This window comes from Psychromicrobium ferritrahens (genome assembly GCF_043789415.1).
Classification (GTDB): Bacteria; Actinomycetota; Actinomycetes; order Actinomycetales; family Micrococcaceae; genus Renibacterium.
The window spans coordinates 1-18,771 of record NZ_JBDLLW010000004.1 but is presented as its reverse complement, the minus strand read 5'-3'; the positions used below and the strand labels follow the sequence as shown (position 1 = coordinate 18,771).

Here is an 18,771-nt window from a genome sequence, read left to right as displayed (position 1 = left end):
CCTACCTGAGAACGGCTCTCAGATTGACGGCATCGCCGGGGTGTTATGCCAGATATGGTTATGGGAGATGAATCGCCCTCGCGGATGGCGTTGTTATTCGGAAGAGGTAGTGTGTTCAATCGCAAGATCAATGAAGCGGATGAAGAACCGCAGAACTCCCTGGCGCATGCCCCGGTGCTGACCATCAGACCCGCCCAGGGAACAGTCCGAGCCGTCGTGCTGGTTTTGCACGGCGGGCGGGCGAATTCCTATGAGCCGGTGCGTGCCCGGCACCTCAGCCCCTCCAGGATGATCCCTTTTGCCCGTCTGCTGCATCGTTGGGGCGCAGCTCATGGGCTCGCCGTCTGGTCGCTGCGCAATCGGGTACGCGGCTGGAACGGCGAAGAACGCTCGCCTCTGCAAGATGCCCGCTGGGCCTTGCAGAAAATTCACCAGGAGCATCCCGGACTCCCGGTCTATTTGATCGGCCATTCCATGGGAGGCTCGGTGGCGCTCGCAGTAGCCGACGACGAATGCGTCGATACCGTCGTCTCACTAGCTCCTTGGACCGATGCTGAATCCACTATCGAATCGGTACGCGGCCGCAAGCTGCTGATCATGCACGGCGACAAGGACCGCTGGACCAGCGCGCCGTCGTCCCAACGGTACGCCGAAAGAGCCTCGACGCTGACCCGTGAGATCTTCTATGTGAAGCTGCGTGGGGCCGGGCATTTCATGTTCAGCAGGATTCCCCTCTGGCACAGATTGAGTGCCTCATTCATCCTCAAGGACTTTGCCGAACGCTTCCAGCTGGTCCTCAGAGCCGAGGTCACCCAGGCCGCAGACCGGCTTTATCGGCTGCCACCACGATTGCCTCAGGAGTTGTAGTCATGCTCGATTTTTCCTTGGACTTCCCGTTCAGCGTCTTCGCCTGGAATCTGCTGTATTCAGCACTCGGGGTGCTCGGCTTACTCGCCCTGACATATCTGGTGGCGGTGCTGCAGAAACGGCACAGCGTGATCGATACCGCCTGGGGACTGGGGTTTGTCGTAGTGGCGGTGATCAGCTTCCTGAGTTCGACAGCAACCACCGCGGACGGCGGACGCCGGTTGCTGCTCTTAGCCGCGGTGGTCCTCTGGGGGCTCCGGCTCGCGGGGTTCATCGGCTGGCGGGCTCGCGATGGCAAGGAAGATCCGCGCTACGCGGCGATGCTGAGCAAGGCGCCTGGCAATCAGAACGTCTACGCCCTGCGCAGGGTGTATTTGCCCCAGGGCATAGTGCTGTTCTTCGTCTCGCTCACCGTTCAGGTGGGGATGTTCGCCACCGGGCCCTTGGGCTTTTTCGCCTGGCTAGGTGGCCTGATCTGGCTGATCGGACTCAGCTTTGAGACCATCGGGGATTGGCAATTGGCCCGTTTCAAAGCGGATCCCAGTCGCCGTGGAACAGTGCTGAAATCCGGTCTCTGGCGCTACACCAGGCACCCCAACTACTTCGGCGACGCCGCGGTATGGCTGGGCTTATTTCTGATCAGCGCGGATTCCTGGCCCGGCCTGTTGACCGTGCTCTCCCCCACCTTGATGATCTGGGCACTCGCCGCTCGCACCGGCAAGCCGCTCACCGAAGCCCGGATGGACGGGCGGCCCGGCTACCGTGAGTACATAGCTCAGACCAGCGGTTTCTTCCCGCTCCCACCACGTAAGGACTCCTGATGGCCTGGCGCCCAGCACCGAATAACACCTTCTACCGGATGATCGTTGGCACCGGGTTGGTGCTGCGTTGGCTGCTGCAGCTCGATGTGCGGACCCGTGGTGCTGAGCACTTGCCTGCACCTGACCCGATTGTGAAGAAAGCTCGCCAGCCGGTGCCGGGCAAAGGAGCGGTGATCGCGATCACGCACTTCGGTTACCTGGACTTCGCCGTCACCTCGATGGTGATGTGGAAGCACGCTAAGGTGCAGATGCGGTACCTGATTCATCGAGGCGCGGCGAATCATTGGCTCGCTGGACCGGCCATCTCGGCGGCCGGGCATATCGTGGTTGATCGGTCCGCCGGTGGCGAGGCGTACCAGCAAGCCGTTGAGAAACTCCGAGAGGGAGAATACATCGCGATCCTGCCGGAAGCCGGAGTGAGCCGTTCCTTCACCGTGCGCGAGTGCAAGACCGGAGCCGTCCGGATGGCCGCGGAGGCTGGGGTTCCGGTGATCCCGGTTTCGGTGTGGGGCGCTCATCGCCTGATGACCCGTGGGCACTCCTTCAGCCCGCGACGCAGCTGGAAAGCGCCGATCAGGGTGCAGATCGGCGAACAACTCCGCTACCCCGCTGACGTCGATGCGGTGGTCGCCACGGCCGAGCTACGCAAGGCACTGCAGGCTGGAATCGATGAGGCCAGGAAGGTCTTCCCGCTGAAAGCTGAGCCGGGCGCCTGGTGGATGCCCGCTGCCCTCGGCGGCGGGGCGATGACCGTGGAAGAACAAGTGGCCGCGGATGAGCTTGATCGGATTCATCGGCGTCGCCAGGGTTAAACCCAGTGCTGGCTCGTCGCTGATTCAGACGCCGAAGCGGGGTGCCGGTCACTGGACCGGCACCCCGCTTCAGGTTTAACTTCCGGATCTGATGGGTGAAACTCAGCCTTTGATTTTCTTCGCCAGAGCCTTGAGCTTTGCATTGCCCGGCCCGACGTTGATCTCGAAGTGCATTTCGTCCTTGCGTCCGTTGTAGTCGCCACCCCAGCGCACCACACCATTACAGTCACTGATGATCTTGTGGATGGCCGTGACCTGGGCCTTGCTGTAAGTGCCTTCTTTACCCAGCGGATGGTCAGGTGCGTTGCAATCGATCGCGGTGCCGCTGGAGTGGTTGGAGTACTCGGTGCTGCCACTGATCTTGCGGAAGTTGTATCCCCAGCACCAGCCCTCGTGCAAAGCCTCAACCTCTTTGTTGAAGCGTCGGGCGACATAGCCCAGGACAGTGGCTACATCTCCTTTGAGCACTCCGGATGGGAAAGTGACACTACCGACTTTCAGAGTGGCCAAAGGCAAGGATTCGCTCGCCGGCCAACCGTTTTGAGAGGTGGCGGCCAGAGCCGGTGCAGCACTGGCCAGGGCTGCACCACCCGTCACCAAGATGGCGGAGGCTCCGCGGAGAACATTTCGTCTGCTCAGGCCCTTTTGAGCGGTTTCTGGCAAGGTCGTATCTGGATTCATCTGATGTTTCCTTCGATAGTAGGCATGATCTTCACCTCATTCCCCGGGTCAATGTTCCGGAGCCGGAAGCTCGGTGTCAAGCATTTTTCTGAGTTCTTGAATTTGCCCTGAAACTCTTGAAGATTTCTTTGATGGGGAATATATTTTTCCGACTCTGGTTGAAGCAAACATGACAACTCTTGGATTAATTGGCAGTGGAAATATCGGCAGCGCACTGGCCCGGCTGGCAGTGGCCAACGGCTATCAGGTGGTGCTCAGCAACTCTCGCGGACCAGAGACTTTGCAGGATCTGATCACCGAGCTCGGCCCCCGAGCCAAGGCGGCCACTCCGGCAGAAGCGGCGGCTGCGGGCGACCTCGTCGTGGTAACCGTGCCGCTGAAGAATTACCAGCAAGTTCCCGTTGAGCCCTTGGCGGGCAAAGTAGTGATCGATACCAATAACTATTACCCAGAGCGCGACGGTCAGATCGCTGAACTCGATTCGGAGGAGACCACGGTGAGCGAGTTGCTGCAGCAGCACCTGCCGACCTCGTCCGTAGTGAAGGCCTTCAACAATATCTCCGCGCCGGATCTAGCGACCGATGGCACCCCTTCCGGCAGCGAGAACCGGCGGGCGCTGCCCTATGCCGGCGATGATCAGGCGGCCAAGGCTCAGGTGGCCGAATTGATCGACCTCTTCGGCTTTGAGCCGGTGGATCTCGGCCCGCTCAGCGAAGGCTGGCGCTCTCAGCGCGATACCCCTTCCTATGCGAAGTCGTTCAATGTGGCCGAACTGAAAGAAGCATTAGCCGCGGCCAAACGCTATTCCGAAATGGCCTAATTCCGTTCTTTCACCCTGTCCATGGCCGTATTCGTCTAGAATTGCGGCCATGGACAGGTTTTTCCGGGTTATCCGGCCGTGGCTAATAGGCCTGTATTGGGCCTGGACCCTCGGATTTGTAGTTCTGGGTGTTTTCTATCTCACTGTGCTGATCTTCAATCTGGAGAGGCCGCATGGTTTCTACCCTTACGGAATTCTGATATTCGCTAATTCGCTGATATTCCTGTGGATCAATCACGGCAGCCGGAAGCCGTATATCGATGAGAAGTCACCTTACCGGCTCTGGGAACGCAGCGCAGAGAGCGCCGGACGGGTCGCCATCGCGCTACCCGCTGATCAAGTCCATCAGGCCGTGCTGGAAGCTATCAGCACAGACCCCAAGCTCAGGGTTGACGAACAGCACCCCGAAGTGATCTGGGTATCGCTCGGTAAGAGGCAAGAAAAGGCTGGGTGTTGGATGGCCGCCTATCTCGTGACAGCCGAGGGAATCACTACTCTGACCCTGGGAATCTGGACCACGAAAGATCGAGGCTACGACCTGGGCAGGAATAGGCGCCAGGTAAGGCGTATTTTCGATGCCATTACGGCCAAGCTGGCACCGACCCCGCTGGTTCCGGTCAGCTATAACCCGGGCACCATGATGCCGAGCGAGGTCACCTCGAATGCCGATTCACCCACCGCGGGTCAAACATTCACCGCCTCAGCTGGGCAGCAGTAACTCCTCGGTGGGTGGTCCCGCACCCGACTAGAATTGTGGCCGTGGAAAGATTTCTCCGGGCGATCCGGCCTTGGCTATTAGGGCTCATGCTGGCAGCCTGGATCGGTTTAGTGGTTAATGGGATCGTGGCTCTCACTTCTGGTCCGCATCCTGGCGAGCCTTACCAGCCAGGGCTTTTTATCGGGTTGTTCACCATTATTTTCTCGGCGAGTTGGTTCGGTATTTACTGGATCAGCGGTAAACCCTATGTCAATGAAAAGTCGCGCTACCGGCTGTGGGAGCGCGGCGCGGAAAGCGTCGGGGTGGTCAACATTGACCGGCCAGTCGACGATGTCCGTCAGGCTGTTTTCGACACTCTCTCAGAAGATCCGAGACTGAGAATCCATCAACAACAGCCGGGCTGGTTCTGGGTTTCACTCGGCAAAAACTATGACCGAGTCGGCCACTGGATGGCGGCCTATCTGGTTTCCAATGGACAGTCCACTACTTTGACCCTGGGGATTTGGACCAGGAGGAACGCCGGCTATAACAATGGTCGAAGCAAACGCCGAGTGACGAAGCTCTTTGACTCCATTTCAGCCAAATTGGCACCAAGCCCCTTGATCACTGGCACTTACCAGCACAATGCAATAGCGCCTACCGCGAACACCACCGATTCGAGCATCTCGGATTCTGGAGCATCGAATTCGCGATAGCCCACCAGCCTCGCGATAGCGCACTGCACATCCCGTGGGCTATCGCGACGTCGCTAGGATATCGCGAAGTATCCGCTCCGGGGAAAGGCCTCAGCCCGCGACGATGAGCGTACTGGCCCCGAGCTGTCGGGCTTTGCCCGCAGCAATCAGCGGATCCACCAGACCGGTCAGCGCTGCCATCGAGCTGTCGACTTCGAGCACCACCGGGTGCTGATAAGCCACCAAGGCGACCAGATCCCGCACCGCTGCTGCGGCGTCCTCGGCTGACAGGCCGGCTTCCCAGCCGAGCAAGACGTCCGCTGGCGGATCGTTCGAGGGAGCTGCCGCAGGATGCGGCCCGTAGCTCACCGCGAAAGCCCGGATCCGGCCTTTCCTACTGGGCGCCACCGAGCCACCGAAAGCGCTCTCCGGCTCGGCGCGCAGCACAATGGCTCCTTGGGCGCCGGTGGCATCTGCTAAGAAGTAGCTCTGAACCATGCCTGGGCTGAGCGGACCGGTGGGGCTCCAATCCCGGTGGACCGATTCGTACCAGCGTCCGACGACGTCGGTCAGTTCCACCGAGCCGGTGGCCAGGTCCTGCACCAGATCGGCACCGGCATCCTCATCGGCTTGATCTTCGCGCTTCGGGAACCGCGGTAGCGACAGGCTGGCCGGCTCCACCTGGATCAACCGTGAGGCCTGAATCACCGACCAGCCGAGCGCCTCGGCGAAGGCAGCCCCGGAGGTTCCCTGATCGACCTTGGTGGTCAGCTCACGGACGCCGCTAGGTGCTTGCTCGGCCTCGTGCCGCAGCATGGTCAGCAAAGTCGCTCCAACGCCTTGACGGCGGTGATCCTTGGCCACTTCAACATAAGCAGTGAGGCGAGCCGAGTGCAGGCTCTGTTCCATCACCACACCCGCTGCGACCGGGATGCCCTGATCCGTGGCCACGATGCAGCGCTTCCAGTTTCGCCGTGAGCCGTCCAGCTGCACGCCGCCGTCATTGCTCGGTTCCAGAGTCTGCCGGTACCAAGCGTTCTGCGATCCTTCGGGGTCGCCCCAGATTTGCAGGAGCTCTTGGTCGTCGCCCTCTCGCCAGGGCCGGTATTCCAGAGCCATCAGGCCCCCAGCAGCCGTTCGGCGAGGTAGCCGCGCACCTTATCGAGCGCGACGCGCTGCTGGCTCATCGAGTCGCGCTCCCGAATGGTCACTGCCTGGTCCTCCAGGGTGTCGAAGTCGACCGTGATGCAGAACGGAGTGCCAATTTCATCCTGACGACGGTAGCGGCGACCGATGGCTCCGGCGTCGTCAAACTCGATGTTCCAGCTCTTCCGCAGCTCAGCGGCCAAGGCTTTCGCTTTGGGCGAGAGATCCTCATTGCGGGAGAGCGGCAGCACGGCCGCCTTCACCGGGGCGAGCCGCGGGTCCAGTTTGAGCACTGTGCGGGTATCCACTCCGCCCTTGGTATTCGGAGCTTCGTCCTCGGTGTAGGCGTCAATCAGGAAAGCCATCATGGAACGCGTCAGGCCGAAGGAAGGCTCGATCACGTAAGGAATGTAACGCTCATTGGTGGCCTGGTTGAAGTAGCTCAGCTCGGTTCCCGAGGCCTTCGAATGGTTGCTCAGATCGAAATCGGTGCGGTTCGCGATGCCCATCAGCTCGCCCCATTGCGAGCCCTGGAAGCCGAACTTGTATTCGACGTCGATGGTGCCCGCCGAGTAATGCGCGCGATCCTCTTCGGGCACATCGAAACGGCGCATGTTCTCGGGGTTGATGCCCAGATCCACAAACCAGTTCCAGCAGGCCTCCACCCAGTGCTTGAACCACTCATCCGCTTCCTCGGGCGCGGTAAAGAACTCGATTTCCATCTGCTCGAACTCGCGGGTGCGAAAGATGAAATTGCCGGGGGTGATCTCGTTGCGGAAGGCCTTGCCCATCTGTCCGATACCGAACGGCGGCTTCTTCCGCGAGGTGGTCACCACGTTATTGAAGTTAGTGAAGATGCCTTGTGCGGTTTCCGGGCGCAGGTAGTGCAGGCCTTCTTCGTTGTCCACCGGGCCGAGGTAGGTCTTCATCAAGCCGGAGAACAGCTGCGGTTCGGTCCAGCTGCCTGGCTGACCGGTATCGGGATCCTTGATGTCGGCCAGGCCATTCTCCGGCGGATGGCCGTGCTTAGCGGTATAGGCCTCGATCAGATGATCAGCACGATAACGCTTATGGGTGTGCAGAGATTCAACGAGCGGATCGGTGAAGGTTTCCACGTGCCCGGAAGCCACCCAGGTGGGAGTCGGAAGGATCACTGAGGAGTCCAGGCCGACCATGTCCTCACGCCCCCGGACGAAGGTCTGCCACCATTGCTGCTTGATGTTCTCCTTGAGCTCCACCCCGAGTGGGCCGTAGTCCCAGGCTGATCGCGAACCGCCGTAGATCTCTCCGGCTTGGAAGACGAAGCCGCGGCGCTTGGCCAACGAGATGATCGGATCGAGTGCGGATTTATTGGCGGCCATGATGGTCAACTCCTGGGATAGGCGAACGGCTGGATGCAGAACGCGAAAACGTGAACAAGGTGAGCATCTCGGATGCCCACGATAAGCCTACCGGGTCACGACCCCCGTGCCATGCTGCAATCGTGGCCCCAGCCCGGCTCGCTCAGTGCACCACCAGGCAGACCGGCGTGCCAGCGGCAAAATCCTGAATCTGCTCCCCGATCAGCCCGGTTTCATCGACCCGGAAAACCGCAATATTATCGCTGCGTTGATGGGCGACATAGAGCACTGCTTCAGTTCCGTTGAACTGGTTCAGGGCAAAATGCCGTGGCCAGTCACCACCAGAGGGCACCTCCTGGATGAGTTGAGGCAAGGCGCCACCAGCGTTTTCCTGCGGCTCGGCCAGCTGCAGCACGCTCATTTGATTCTGCCCGCGGATGCTCACATAGGCCAGATTCCCGTTCACCACGAGATGGGCCGAATAGCCTTCGCCGGTTGTGCTGGCGAGCACGACGGCGCCCGCGTATTCCCAGCCGCCGGGCGCCTCCCGTCGTGGCCGTCGGAAAAGATGCACCCTGGTATCGAGTTCACCGACGACTAAGATCTCATCGGCGGTCTCGGATCGTCTCAGCACCAGGTGCCGAGGGCCGGTTCCCGCGGGAACCCTGAGGACCGAGTGAGCCTTCAGGGAACTCTCAGTCACCTCAATCTCAGTCACCGTATCTGACCCGAGGTCGCTCACCAGCACGGTGCCATACCCGGTGGGCACCACTTGGTGCGCGTGCGGTCCGTCCTGGCGCCCTGCCACCGGCCCGGAGCCCTGCAATTGCAAGGTATCCAGGACGGTTGGACCGCTGAGAGCATCGCCGGTGGCAAGCAAGACCACCGAACCCGAGGTGTAATTCGCCACCACGAGCCGGCCCTGCGGCAAATAGGCCAAATGAGCCGGGTCAGCCCCGAAAACCTGAGACTGCTGTATTTTGGCGCTCGGTGTTTGCGGGCAGAGGTCAAAGGCAGCGACTCGGCCCTGGGCGCTCTCCAACACGGCATAGCCACGGCTGCCGGAGGTGACCACGAACGAAGGATCCGCCAGCGACGCGACGATTCGTGAGGTGCCGAGCTTTCCTGCTTCGCCGATCTCGACGGCGCTCACCCCGAGGCCGTGGTTGCTGCCCGACGTATAGGAACCGATGAATAACTCCTGGCCCCGCGGATAGCGTTTGGCGGTGGCTTCCGCGCTGCTTGCCGGTGACGCAGCAGCGATACCGCTCGTTACAGTAGCGGTTGCCGTCAAAGCGGTGGCGCCGCCGACTTTAAAGAGAACGCGCCGATTGAGTTCGCGATTCAAAATCATGAATTCAATCTACCGGGATATTCGACGGTCCTGCGAACAATTTACGGCATATATCTTTTTATCGACGGTCTGCTCATCCGGCTGCATTCAAGGGAAAGACAAATACCAGAAAAGCCTAGTGATTTTGAAAAAGCTGAGGAGCCCCCAGCAAAAGCCAGGAGCTCCTCAGTCAAGAGAACTAAATCTGTACATCCACCTGGTAGCGCTGCAACCAGGAATCCAGCTGGAGAACCCACTCAGCCTGGAAGCGTTCCAGTGGATTGCCAGTACCTCCGGTGCGGACAATCTCTTTGAGCACGGCTAAATCAGCGACTTGCAGCAACGGGCTTTCTCCCTGATTGATCAAGTCGCCCAGCATCTGGAAGAGCACTTTATTGTAGTTCTGGTCCTGCGGAACTGGATGTGAATTCTTGACTCGTTCCGCCACCGAGGTGGGCAGCAAATCGATGGTCGCCTGGCGGAGCAAGGATTTACCCAGGCCATCGAAAGTCTTCATTTCCCAAGGGGTGCCGAAGAGATACTGCACGAGGCGATGATCGCAGAACGGCAAGCGCACCTCGACGCCGAAGGTGCTGCTCATCCGATCAGTCTGCGCGAAGGTCTGCGGCAGGTAGCGGCTCAGGTAGAGGTAGTTCAATTCCCGCATCCTGGCCTCCAGCGGACTGTCTCCCGCCCGCTGCGGAACCTCAGAGATCGCCTGCGCATACTGGTCATCCAAGTAGCCGCCGAGGTCGAGCAGATTGAGGAAGCCCTGGCTCAACCCGCCGACCCCGGGCGCGATCGAGCGCGCCAGCCAAGGAAAGGCCTTGGCCTGCTGAATCTGCGGATCGTAGAAAGAGCTCACACCGGCGAAGATCTCGTCGCCGGTTTCGCCGGAGAGCAAGACCTTGGAATGCTGACCGAGCGCCTGGAAAAGCAAGTAGATCAGGGAGTCCAGATCGCCCTGGCCCAATGCGGGAATATCACGCGCGCTCAAGGCCGCGCTACGGACCTCTGGGTCGATGAACAGCTTGTCGTCGAGCACATAATCGACATGCGCGGATCCCGGATATTTAGCGGCGAGCTGATCCACCACATCGAGAATATAGGGCGCATCGGGGGCCGGCCTGGGCTGGCCGGGGGCCACCTCACCCAGATAACCGTCGATATCCACCGCCACCGTGCGCGCGGTGTCACGGGTCTTAGCGAGCAACTCGGCTGAAAGCACGGTGACCGCCGAAGAGTCCAGTCCGCCGGTGAGCATATTGCCGAGCGGCACATCGGCGTGCAGCTGGTCTTCGATAGCGTTTTCCAGCAGCTCCCGCACCGTCGAGACGGTGGCTTGCACATCGTCGGTGTGCTCGTGGTCGTCAAGAGCCCAGTACCGCTCCTCGGTCACTCCGTGACGGCTGACCCGCACGATGTGTGCCGGTGGTACTTCTCGCAGTCCCTTGAAAGCGGCATTGCCAGGATTGGCGACGAAGCCGAAGATCCGGCGCAAGCCGTCCAAGTCAACCACCCGGCTGGCGAGCGAATGAGCCAGGATCGCCTTGGGTTCAGAACCGAAAAGCACCCCGTCCGCGGTGGGCAAATAATAGAGCGGCTTATAGCCGATTCGGTCCCGGACCAGCACGAGCTCTTCCTTCGCGGTGTCCCAGAGCGCGTAGCTGAAGACACCCACCAGGCGTTCGACGGCGTCCTTGGGTTGGCTGCCACCCCATTGCGCGTGAGCCCGTAACACGACCTCGGAGTCGCCTCCGGTACGGAAGCGATGGCCCAGATCAGCGAGTTGCTGGCGGATCTGACGGAAGTTGTAGGTCTCGCCGTCGTAAACCAAGACCTGACGGACCGCACCCTCTTCTTCGTTGAGCACCGGCTGCTTGGCTTTGATCGGGTCGAGCACGGCATTCCTGCACTGGCCCAGCAGTGCGTGCTGATCAGCCCACAGTCCCTCGTCGTCCCGACCCCGGTGCCTGAGGGTCTCAACCATTGCCTTGACGGCCTGAGGCGCTGGCTCTTGCCGAAGATCCCGGTCAAAAGAAACCCAGCCCGCAACTCCACTCATCGTCTATCTCCTTTTTCTAGCTCTTAATTTGCTGCGCCGCGACCCCTACGGGGCCACGGCAGAGTGGCGAATACCATTGCGATCAGGGTGAGCAGCGTTCCCAGCCACGTTGCCAGGGTGATCACGGTTCCGGGTGCCGGGAAAATGAGATCCAATGCCAAAGAACCCATCAATTGCCCTGCAATAGTACCCAAACCAGTGAGCAGCACTCCGAGTCCCCGAACCAGCCAAGCACTTAGTCCAATAAACACGCAGCCAATCGCACCACCGAGATAGTACCAGCCTTCACTGGGTAAAGGCTGGCCAAATCCGGCGAGGGAAACCTTGATCGCCCAGGCAACCAGCAGCACCAGGAAACCCGCCACGAAGTTGATCAGCGTAGCCGCGAGCGGAGTGCCGTAGTGCACGGTTTGGGTGGCGTTCATGGCCTGCTGGAAACTCATCAGGAAGCCAGCTGCTAAAGGTAGCAGCACGGGCAGCAGCCAGTGCGAGATTTCGCTCGCTACGGCGAATCTGGGTGAAACTGCCCAGATCACCGCGGCAATCGTCAAGATCGCGGAGATCACCCGGATCGGCGTGATCGCCCGTCTGCCCGCCGGTGATATGCCGATCCGGTCGACCAGTAACCCGCTCAGGCTCTGCCCGGTCACCACGGCAACAGTGAAGAGTGCGATGCCGATGACCGCCACGGTGAGCCCCTGGGTCAGCACGAAAAAAGCGCCGATGGCGCCAGCGGTGATGTACCACCGAGGAAAATCACGGGCTCGCAGCGCAGGCAGCACGGCGCGCAGGCCTCGTCTACCGGAGGGCAGTAGCAAGCAGACGGCCAGGATCACCAGCAGTCCGCTGCCGAAACTCACCACGGCAGCGGCCAGGCCATCGTTGAGCCGCGCCCCCAGGGCTCCGTTGATCCGGCCCTGAGCGGCGATCCCCAGCCCAGCCAGCACCGCTAGTGGTATGCCGATCAGGATCGGCAATCTATGCCCGGTCGTCTGCTGTCCCGCCATCCAAATCCTCTTTTCCGGCGCCCTCTGCGGCCCCATGGTCTCCATCATCCTCACACTGCATAGGGCATCATGGAGTTATGACCCATCCCGATGAAATCACGATCCGCGACGAAACCATACGTCTTGGTCAGTTATTGAAGCTGGCCAATCTTGCCGAGGACGGCTTGCAGGCCAAGGAATTCATTGAAAACGGGCTGGTGAAGGTGGACGGCGAAATCGATACCCGGCGCGGCCGCCAAGTGCGCCCGGGCAGTGTGGTGAGCGTCAACGGCCAGTCCGTCAAGGTGAGCCGAAGCTAAGCTCGACCGCGCGCCATTTCAGTGAACCGAGTTCAGTGAGCGGCTTCGCTCGAGAGCACGGTAGCGGTCAGAAACTCTGCGACGTGCTTGATCTCCGCCGCTGAGATGCCGTGCCAGATGCCGTTGTAGAGCACCTTGGTCAGCGCGGTGTGCTGGTTGAGCCATTGATTGCTCGCCTCGATCAGCGGCTGCGGCACCACCGGGTCGGCCTGGTCCCGGCCCCAGAAGAAGGGCAGTTTCCGGGCCTTCAGCTCGGCGTCCCGAAAGAAGTCGTCGGGCGCTGCGTCCAGCACGAATCCGGAAAGACCTACGACGGCGGCAAAGTCCGCCGGGCGGTGCCGCGCCAGAGTGCTGGCCATCGCCATTCCCTGGGAAAATCCGAGCAAACTGACGGTGCTGTGCCCGTCCTTGAGCTGGTCGATCAGGTTCAGTAGTTCGAGGGCCGCTTGCTGCACTTCGGAGCCGTCGAAGGCCAGGCTTCCATCAGGCCCCGGGCCCAAAGGGAACCAGGCGAATCCCGGGCCCGCGGGCAGGGTGGCCCGGATCGAGGCGATGGTGAAGCTCTCCGGAAGCTGTTCCGCGAGCCCGAAGAGGTCTGCTTCATTGGCACCATAGCCGTGCAAGAGGACTAAAAGCGGGGTGCCCGCCCGTTCGGCGGGGTTTTTGGACCAAAGAATAGGAAGGCTTGTCATCAGGCCATCCTGTCACGAACCGGTTAGCTCCATCACGGCGCGTCAAACAACCCCTGACAACTAGAACCTCATCCTCGGCCCTCGTCCTCCCCTCCCTCAACGTCCATCTGTGCTCCCCAGCCAGACCGGCTGTCCCATCGAGTGTGGATAATGAGGCAGAAGTGTTCGCAAAAACAGCGCTTCTGCCTCATGGGTAACTTTCAATGGGATAGATGAAAAGGCGATAGAGGCCTGCGCGGCGCGGTGATTACCGTCGATTGGTGATCATGGGAGCGTGTCAACGGACTGCCAGCTAGAGGATTTTTCTGTCATAGCGTGATCATTCGTGATCGGTTCTCATTTCTGAGGGGTGTAGCCGTACGCCAGTTCTGGAACGGCTGCCGCCGTCCAAGAAGCCAGCGCCTCCTCACGGGGCGGCAGGCCTTGCAGGGCAGAACTCAACTCGGGACGCCGCACCCAGGCTCCGGCTTCTTCGGCGATCAGCGCACCGGCGGCGAAATCGTGCTCGTACAGACCGTATTCGAGGTAGGCATCCACCCCTCCTTCGGCCACCGCACAGAGTTCCAAGGCTGCTGAGCCCAGGCGCCGGAAGTCGCCGAAGCCCTGCAGGCGGGCCTCGAGTTCTGAGATCAGCCTGGCTTGAATCTCCGGTTCATAGGTCAGTCCGGTGGAAAGCAAGCGCCCCGTCCGCTCTTGCCGGGGGCCAGTGAGCTGACGGGTCTGCCAGCGCCCGGTGCCCAGACGCTCCTCCAACCAGGCTCCGCCACCGGCCCGGGCGTAATACGTGCGGCCCAGTGCGGGGGCGGCCACCACACCGGCAAGCCACTGACCATCCGGGCCCGCTACCGCAACCGAGGTGCAGTAATAGGCGATATTGCGGATGAAGTTCATCGTGCCGTCCAATGGATCCACCGACCAGCGGTAACCGGAACTGTTCTCCGAAATGGAGGGTGCCAATTCTTCTCCGGTGATGGTGTCCTGGGGCCTGGCCTGATGGATCACCTGACGCACGGCACGCTCCGCAGCCAGATCGACCTCGGTCACCAAATCGGTCGCACCGCTCTTCACGCTCGCGGTGAATCGTTCCGGATCGCGTTCCGCGAGCACTGCTGCCCCGGCCGCCGCAGCGGCCTTCGCGATCACTAATAATTCTGCTGCGGAAGCCTCAGTCATTGCTATCCAGTTCCTCGTCCGGACCGTTCTTGAGCAATTCTTCGAACCCTTCTTCATCCAGGATCCGCACTCCGAGTTGTTCTGCTTTGTCCCGTTTGGAGCCAGCGTTCTCTCCGGCCACCAAATAATCAGTGTTCTTGGACACTGAGCCCGCTGCTTTGCCGCCTCGGCTGATCACGGCTTCCTTGGCCTGGTCCCGGTTGTAGTTCTGCAATGAGCCGGTGACCACAATGGTGAGGCCTTCAAGGGTGCGGGGAATGGATTCGTCGCGTTCATCTGCCATCCGCACTCCAGCCAGCGCCCAGGCCTCGACAATCTCGCGATGCCAATCCTCGGCGAACCATTCAACGAGAGCCTGGGCGATCGTGGGGCCGACGCCGTCGACCTCGGCGAGCTGCTGTTCGCTGGCCGCTCTGATCGCCTCCATCGAACCAAAAGCCGTGGCCAGCGCGCGCGAGGCGGTGGGCCCGACATGGCGAATCGAGAGCGCAACGAGCACTCGCCAGAGCGGCTGACTCTTGGCTTTCTCCAGTTCGATGAAGAGTTTGAGGGTGTTGGCAGTGGGTTCCGAAGGCTTCTTGGCCGTGCCCTTGCTGTAGAAGTAGGGCACCAACTCCAGCTCGGCGGTGGTCTCTCCCTTGACCCGCTTCTGCCGCTCGATGCGAACTTCGGCCAGGTCCTCCGGGTGCAGGTTGAAGATCTGTGCCTCATTGCGCAGCGGAGGAATCTCAGGTTCTGCTGGCTGAGTCAGCGCAATCGCCGCTTCCCAGCCGAGTGCCTCGATATCGAAAGCTCCGCGGCCTGCCAGGTGAAAGACGCGTTCGCGCAACTGCGAGGGGCAGGACCGGGAATTGGGGCAGCGGATATCGACGTCGCCCTCCTTGGCCGGAGCCAGCTCGGTGCCGCAGGAAGGGCAGTGGGTAGGCATCACAAACTCGCGTTCGGTGCCATCTCGGAGGGCGACGACGGGGCCGACGATCTCGGGGATCACGTCTCCCGCTTTGCGCAGCACTACGGTGTCCCCGATCAGCACGCCCTTGGCTTTGACGACGTCCTGGTTGTGCAGGGTGGCCATTTCGACGGTGGAACCCGCCACTTTGACCGGCACCATGACGCCGTAGGGGGTGACCCGCCCGGTGCGTCCCACATTGACCTGGATGTCGAGCAGCTTGGTGTTCACTTCCTCGGGCGGGTACTTATAGGCCACCGCCCAGCGCGGCACCCGGGAGGTGTAGCCGAGGGCGCGCTGCGTATCGAAATCATCGATCTTGACCACGATGCCATCGATTTCATGCAGCAGATCGTGTCGGTGCTCGCCGTAATGGGCGATGAAGTCCAGGATCTCCTGATAGCCGTCCAGCACTTTGAAATACGGGCTGGTCGGCAGTCCCCATTCCTTGAGCAGCCGATAGCTTTCCGATTGGCTGAGCACCTCAAGGCCTTGTCGGGTGCCGATACCGTGCACCAGCATGCTGAGCGGTCGTTTGGCGGTCTCCGCCGGGTCTTTCTGGCGCAATGATCCAGCGGCCGAGTTACGCGGATTGGCGAAAGGAGCCTTACCGGCTTCGACCATCTGCTCGTTCAGCGCGATGAAGTCCTTGGTGGCAATGAACACTTCGCCGCGGATCTCCACTTCTTCGGGCAAGTTCTCGCCTGTGAGTTGCCGAGGGATCTCTTTGATGGTGAGCACGTTATGGGTGATGTCCTCCCCCGTGATGCCATCACCCCGGGTGGCTGCCTTGACCAGGGTCCCCTTGCGATAAAGCAGATTGACCGCGAGTCCGTCGATCTTCAACTCAGTGAGCCAGCGCAGCGGGGCCTCGGCGAGTCTGGAAGCCGCGAGCTTCTCCGCACTCGCCTGGGCCTTGGCTACCCAGGCCTGCAATTCCTCAACGGAGAAGACATCTTCCAGGCTATACATCTGGCTCAGGTGCCGTACCGGGGAGAAGACAGCTGAGACCTCGCCCCCCACTTCCTGGGTGGGCGAGTCATTGCTCACCAGCTCGGGGTGCAGCGCCTCGATCTCCTCCAGGCGGCGGAACAGCAGATCGAACTCGGCATCGGAGACTAGCGGTGCGTCTTCGTTGTAATAAGCGAAGCGGTAACGCCGCACCTGCTCGACCAATGAATCGTATTCAGCGCGCAGTTCGTCCGAGGGAGTGTCTACTTTGCTCACCCCTCCATCTTGCCGCATCTAGCCGACATTTTCCGGTGCTATGAGCAGTAAAACCGGACGAGGCGCCAGAAAGCCAGCCGTTCAGCGCACGCTGAGCCGGAAGCTCGGAGTGATCGTCGGCACGGAAGCGGCGTACCACTGAAGGTACTGATCGAGGTAGGGCGAGCGATCCCCTTGAGTCGGCCTGTCCCACCTGGTCGTTTGCAGGCTCAGGGATAACTTGGCAGATTTCACCGTCACCTGCTGAGAACCTTCGGCCGAGGTGAGTTGCACGGCAAGCCGATGCCCCTTGGCCAGGGTCCAGTCCAGCGAGAGCAGGTTGAAGCAGGTCAGCCCGCGATTGGAAAGCGCCGAGACCATCTGGTTAATCAGCACGGCCGTTCCATCGGGGGCCACATCGAAGAGTCCGACGGCGACCGTGGCACCGGCCGAGGCTTTGCTCTGCACTGTCAATGACGGGGTGCCGGTGATCCTGGTCGCTTGGCTCACCGCCTGGGACGCCGTCCAGAGATCGTTCGACGCCGCGGCCGCGAAGCTCTTCGGCTCGGGCTGCCGGAGAGCGGGTTTCCTAGCACTCAGACTCTCCATATCCTGACCATTGTTCTGGTCGTTGTTTCTGGACTTCTCGCTGAGCGGCGAGGGCGCTGATTCGGCGGCTCCGCCCAACTCGGTGCTGAGCGCCGAGGAGTAGCTGCCGGTCGTCAGGCTCACTACCTGTTGCTGGCTGGCTTGAGGCCAGCTGTCCTGCCTCCGCCAGACGCCGTCGCTGCCTTCAATCGCAAAGGCCGGGTCCTGGATGGCAGGCCTGATTCCCTTGAGCGCTTTGTCGTAAAACCTCATGACCTCGTCAAACCAGCCAGCCCGGCCCATTTGCAGGGCACCGGCGCTATTGGTCTCATTGCCGCGGACGTGGTCCCACTGGCCCAGCCAGGCGTGCACCGGTCCTTTCATGCCTTGTAACAATTGCTGGACGCCGTCCGGCTCGGTGTTCGATTCGATGAATCCTTGGGTCAGGAAGAGCGGCACCTTGGAACCTTTAGCCGCCGTCAAGAAATTGCGGGATTTCCAGAAACTCGCCTGATGGTCTGGGTTCTGAGTCAAAGTGTCGTTATTGGCCACGCACTCCGGATGCGAATCCTCGTAGGCGGCATTCTTCGCATAGTGCGCATCATCGCCCTTTGCCCCGCCCACCGGCGGCAGCTGAGCAATGTAGTCGTAAGCCTGCGGGGTGCGCAGGTGATTGGGGCGTTCCAATCCGTTGGTGTAGAGGTAGCGGTAGGCGTCGTAGACGGGTTCCTGAGAGACCACAGCTTTCAGATTCGGAGCCTTGGAACCCAAGCCGATCAAACCGGTCGCCGCGTCATAGGACTTGCCGTACATCCCCACCGCACCGGTGGACCATGGCTGTGTTCCGGCCCAGCGCAGCGCCGCCTTCACATCGGCCTGCTCGCCCGGGCCCATCCAATCGAGACAGCCGGTGCTTCCACCGAAGCCTCGCAGATCAACCATCACAAAGGTGTAGCCGCGTTCCATCAGCTTCCCGCCGACCACCAGATCGTTGAATCTAGTGGAGGGTCCGGCCTGTGTCTTGCCCTCATCTCCAGTGGAACCGAAGTGGCTGAAGTAGGGGCCGATGGAGAGGATTACCGGTGTCTTGGCGTTCTTGGGTAAATTCTTGGGCCGCAGAATGTCCGCGTGGAGTTCCACGCCCTGAGTGGAGGGGAAGTACTGCTGGGTCCACAGCGCACCTTCCGGCACATAGGGGTTGCTCTCCGAGCCCACCGGTTGAGTCGTCTGGTTCTGCTGAGCAAGCTGAGTTGGCTGCTCTGGGACGGTCGCTGCCGCTGAGCCGATCGGGACGAGCAGCATACTGGCAAGCGCTACCGGAAGCAGTCCTAGCAAGGGGGTACGAGGCGACAGCATGAATTCCTCCGCAGAATGAACCAAGAATTAGTTGTGATTATTCTGCTCGGCAAATCCGCTTGTCAATGAAATGCGGAAACCTCGGAATTCGGATGATTTATTCGGAGTATCTCCAGGTTTCTATGTTAAGGGCCAGGTGTTGCGGGGTTCTGTTGCGGGGTGAGGGCCAGGGGTGGTGGCCAGGGGTGAACGAGTGCAAGCAACCGTTAAAGCAGTGTTGGTTC

At 60.9% G+C, this 18,771-nt stretch carries 17 protein-coding genes; 7 read left to right on the top strand and 10 right to left on the bottom strand.

All coding sequences use genetic code 11. The annotated features are described in order from the left end of the window. Nucleotides 1-111: 111 nt before the first annotated feature. The 3 genes from ABDK06_RS13725 to ABDK06_RS13715 are packed head-to-tail and all read left to right on the top strand — an operon-like array spanning nucleotide 112 to nucleotide 2,500. Complete coding sequence (locus tag ABDK06_RS13725) at nucleotides 112-867, top strand: alpha/beta hydrolase (RefSeq protein WP_394941998.1); 756 nt, start codon at nucleotides 112-114, stop codon at nucleotides 865-867. 2 nt (nucleotides 868-869) lie between these two features. Next, nucleotides 870-1,688 (top strand): DUF1295 domain-containing protein, encoded by an 819-nt coding sequence (locus tag ABDK06_RS13720; RefSeq protein WP_394941996.1) that lies wholly within the window; start codon nucleotides 870-872, stop codon nucleotides 1,686-1,688. Continuing rightward, nucleotides 1,688-2,500, top strand: coding sequence for a lysophospholipid acyltransferase family protein (locus ABDK06_RS13715; protein WP_394941994.1), 813 nt, complete (start codon nucleotides 1,688-1,690; stop codon nucleotides 2,498-2,500). The genes ABDK06_RS13720 and ABDK06_RS13715 overlap by 1 nt, the downstream gene beginning before the upstream one ends. 102 nt (nucleotides 2,501-2,602) lie before the next feature. Here the strand turns inward: ABDK06_RS13715 and ABDK06_RS13710 are convergent, their stop codons facing one another. Next, nucleotides 2,603-3,181, bottom strand: a complete 579-nt coding sequence (locus tag ABDK06_RS13710; RefSeq protein ID WP_394941992.1) for a M15 family metallopeptidase — start codon at nucleotides 3,179-3,181, stop codon at nucleotides 2,603-2,605. Nucleotides 3,182-3,350: 169 nt separating this feature from the next. On the opposite strand from ABDK06_RS13710, the gene ABDK06_RS13705 reads away from it, so the two are divergent. Genes ABDK06_RS13705 through ABDK06_RS13695 form a run of 3 tightly spaced genes read left to right on the top strand, consistent with a single transcriptional unit; the run spans nucleotide 3,351 to nucleotide 5,414 of the window. Then, nucleotides 3,351-4,001 carry an NADPH-dependent F420 reductase gene (locus ABDK06_RS13705; protein WP_394941990.1) on the top strand — a complete coding sequence of 217 codons (651 nt, stop codon included), beginning with the start codon at nucleotides 3,351-3,353 and terminating at the stop codon, nucleotides 3,999-4,001. A 49-nt stretch (nucleotides 4,002-4,050) separates the two neighbouring features. Then, complete coding sequence (locus ABDK06_RS13700) at nucleotides 4,051-4,719, top strand: hypothetical protein (RefSeq protein ID WP_394941988.1); 669 nt, start codon at nucleotides 4,051-4,053, stop codon at nucleotides 4,717-4,719. 41 nt (nucleotides 4,720-4,760) lie between these two features. Beyond that, nucleotides 4,761-5,414 (top strand): hypothetical protein, encoded by a 654-nt coding sequence (locus tag ABDK06_RS13695; protein WP_394941986.1) that lies wholly within the window; start codon nucleotides 4,761-4,763, stop codon nucleotides 5,412-5,414. A 90-nt stretch (nucleotides 5,415-5,504) separates the two neighbouring features. Here the strand turns inward: ABDK06_RS13695 and ABDK06_RS13690 are convergent, their stop codons facing one another. The 5 genes from ABDK06_RS13690 to ABDK06_RS13670 form a co-directional block, all read right to left on the bottom strand. Then, on the bottom strand, nucleotides 5,505-6,512 hold the full coding sequence (locus tag ABDK06_RS13690) for a GNAT family N-acetyltransferase (protein WP_394941984.1): 1,008 nt from the start codon (nucleotides 6,510-6,512) through the stop codon (nucleotides 5,505-5,507). Then, nucleotides 6,512-7,900 (bottom strand): glycine--tRNA ligase, encoded by a 1,389-nt coding sequence (locus ABDK06_RS13685; RefSeq protein ID WP_394941982.1) that lies wholly within the window; start codon nucleotides 7,898-7,900, stop codon nucleotides 6,512-6,514. Before ABDK06_RS13685 ends, ABDK06_RS13690 begins: the two co-directional genes overlap by 1 nt. 142 nt (nucleotides 7,901-8,042) lie before the next feature. Continuing rightward, the gene (locus ABDK06_RS13680) at nucleotides 8,043-9,233 is read right to left on the bottom strand and encodes a lactonase family protein (RefSeq protein ID WP_394941980.1); all 1,191 of its coding nucleotides are present in this window, start codon (nucleotides 9,231-9,233) and stop codon (nucleotides 8,043-8,045) included. A 178-nt stretch (nucleotides 9,234-9,411) separates the two neighbouring features. Then, nucleotides 9,412-11,277 (bottom strand): asparagine synthase (glutamine-hydrolyzing), encoded by a 1,866-nt coding sequence (asnB, locus tag ABDK06_RS13675; protein WP_394941978.1) that lies wholly within the window; start codon nucleotides 11,275-11,277, stop codon nucleotides 9,412-9,414. 23 nt (nucleotides 11,278-11,300) lie between these two features. Beyond that, nucleotides 11,301-12,284 (bottom strand): DMT family transporter, encoded by a 984-nt coding sequence (locus ABDK06_RS13670; RefSeq protein ID WP_394941976.1) that lies wholly within the window; start codon nucleotides 12,282-12,284, stop codon nucleotides 11,301-11,303. A gap of 77 nt (nucleotides 12,285-12,361) precedes the next feature. Here ABDK06_RS13670 and ABDK06_RS13665 point away from each other — a divergent pair, with 77 nt between their 5' ends. Continuing rightward, nucleotides 12,362-12,583, top strand: coding sequence for an RNA-binding S4 domain-containing protein (locus ABDK06_RS13665; protein ID WP_394941974.1), 222 nt, complete (start codon nucleotides 12,362-12,364; stop codon nucleotides 12,581-12,583). A 32-nt stretch (nucleotides 12,584-12,615) separates the two neighbouring features. Here the strand turns inward: ABDK06_RS13665 and ABDK06_RS13660 are convergent, their stop codons facing one another. From ABDK06_RS13660 to ABDK06_RS13645, 4 genes are all read right to left on the bottom strand, one after another. Continuing rightward, entirely contained in the window at nucleotides 12,616-13,275 is a 660-nt protein-coding gene (locus tag ABDK06_RS13660; RefSeq protein WP_394941972.1) for an alpha/beta hydrolase, read from the bottom strand. Between the two features lie 336 nt (nucleotides 13,276-13,611). Next, complete coding sequence (locus tag ABDK06_RS13655) at nucleotides 13,612-14,448, bottom strand: inositol monophosphatase family protein (RefSeq protein WP_394941970.1); 837 nt, start codon at nucleotides 14,446-14,448, stop codon at nucleotides 13,612-13,614. Continuing rightward, nucleotides 14,441-16,624: an NAD-dependent DNA ligase LigA gene (gene ligA / locus ABDK06_RS13650; RefSeq protein ID WP_394941968.1), complete on the bottom strand. Its 2,184-nt coding sequence runs from the start codon at nucleotides 16,622-16,624 to the stop codon at nucleotides 14,441-14,443. Before ligA ends, ABDK06_RS13655 begins: the two co-directional genes overlap by 8 nt. A gap of 81 nt (nucleotides 16,625-16,705) precedes the next feature. Then, the gene (locus ABDK06_RS13645) at nucleotides 16,706-18,547 is read right to left on the bottom strand and encodes a CocE/NonD family hydrolase (protein ID WP_394941966.1); all 1,842 of its coding nucleotides are present in this window, start codon (nucleotides 18,545-18,547) and stop codon (nucleotides 16,706-16,708) included. Nucleotides 18,548-18,771 lie beyond the last annotated feature (224 nt).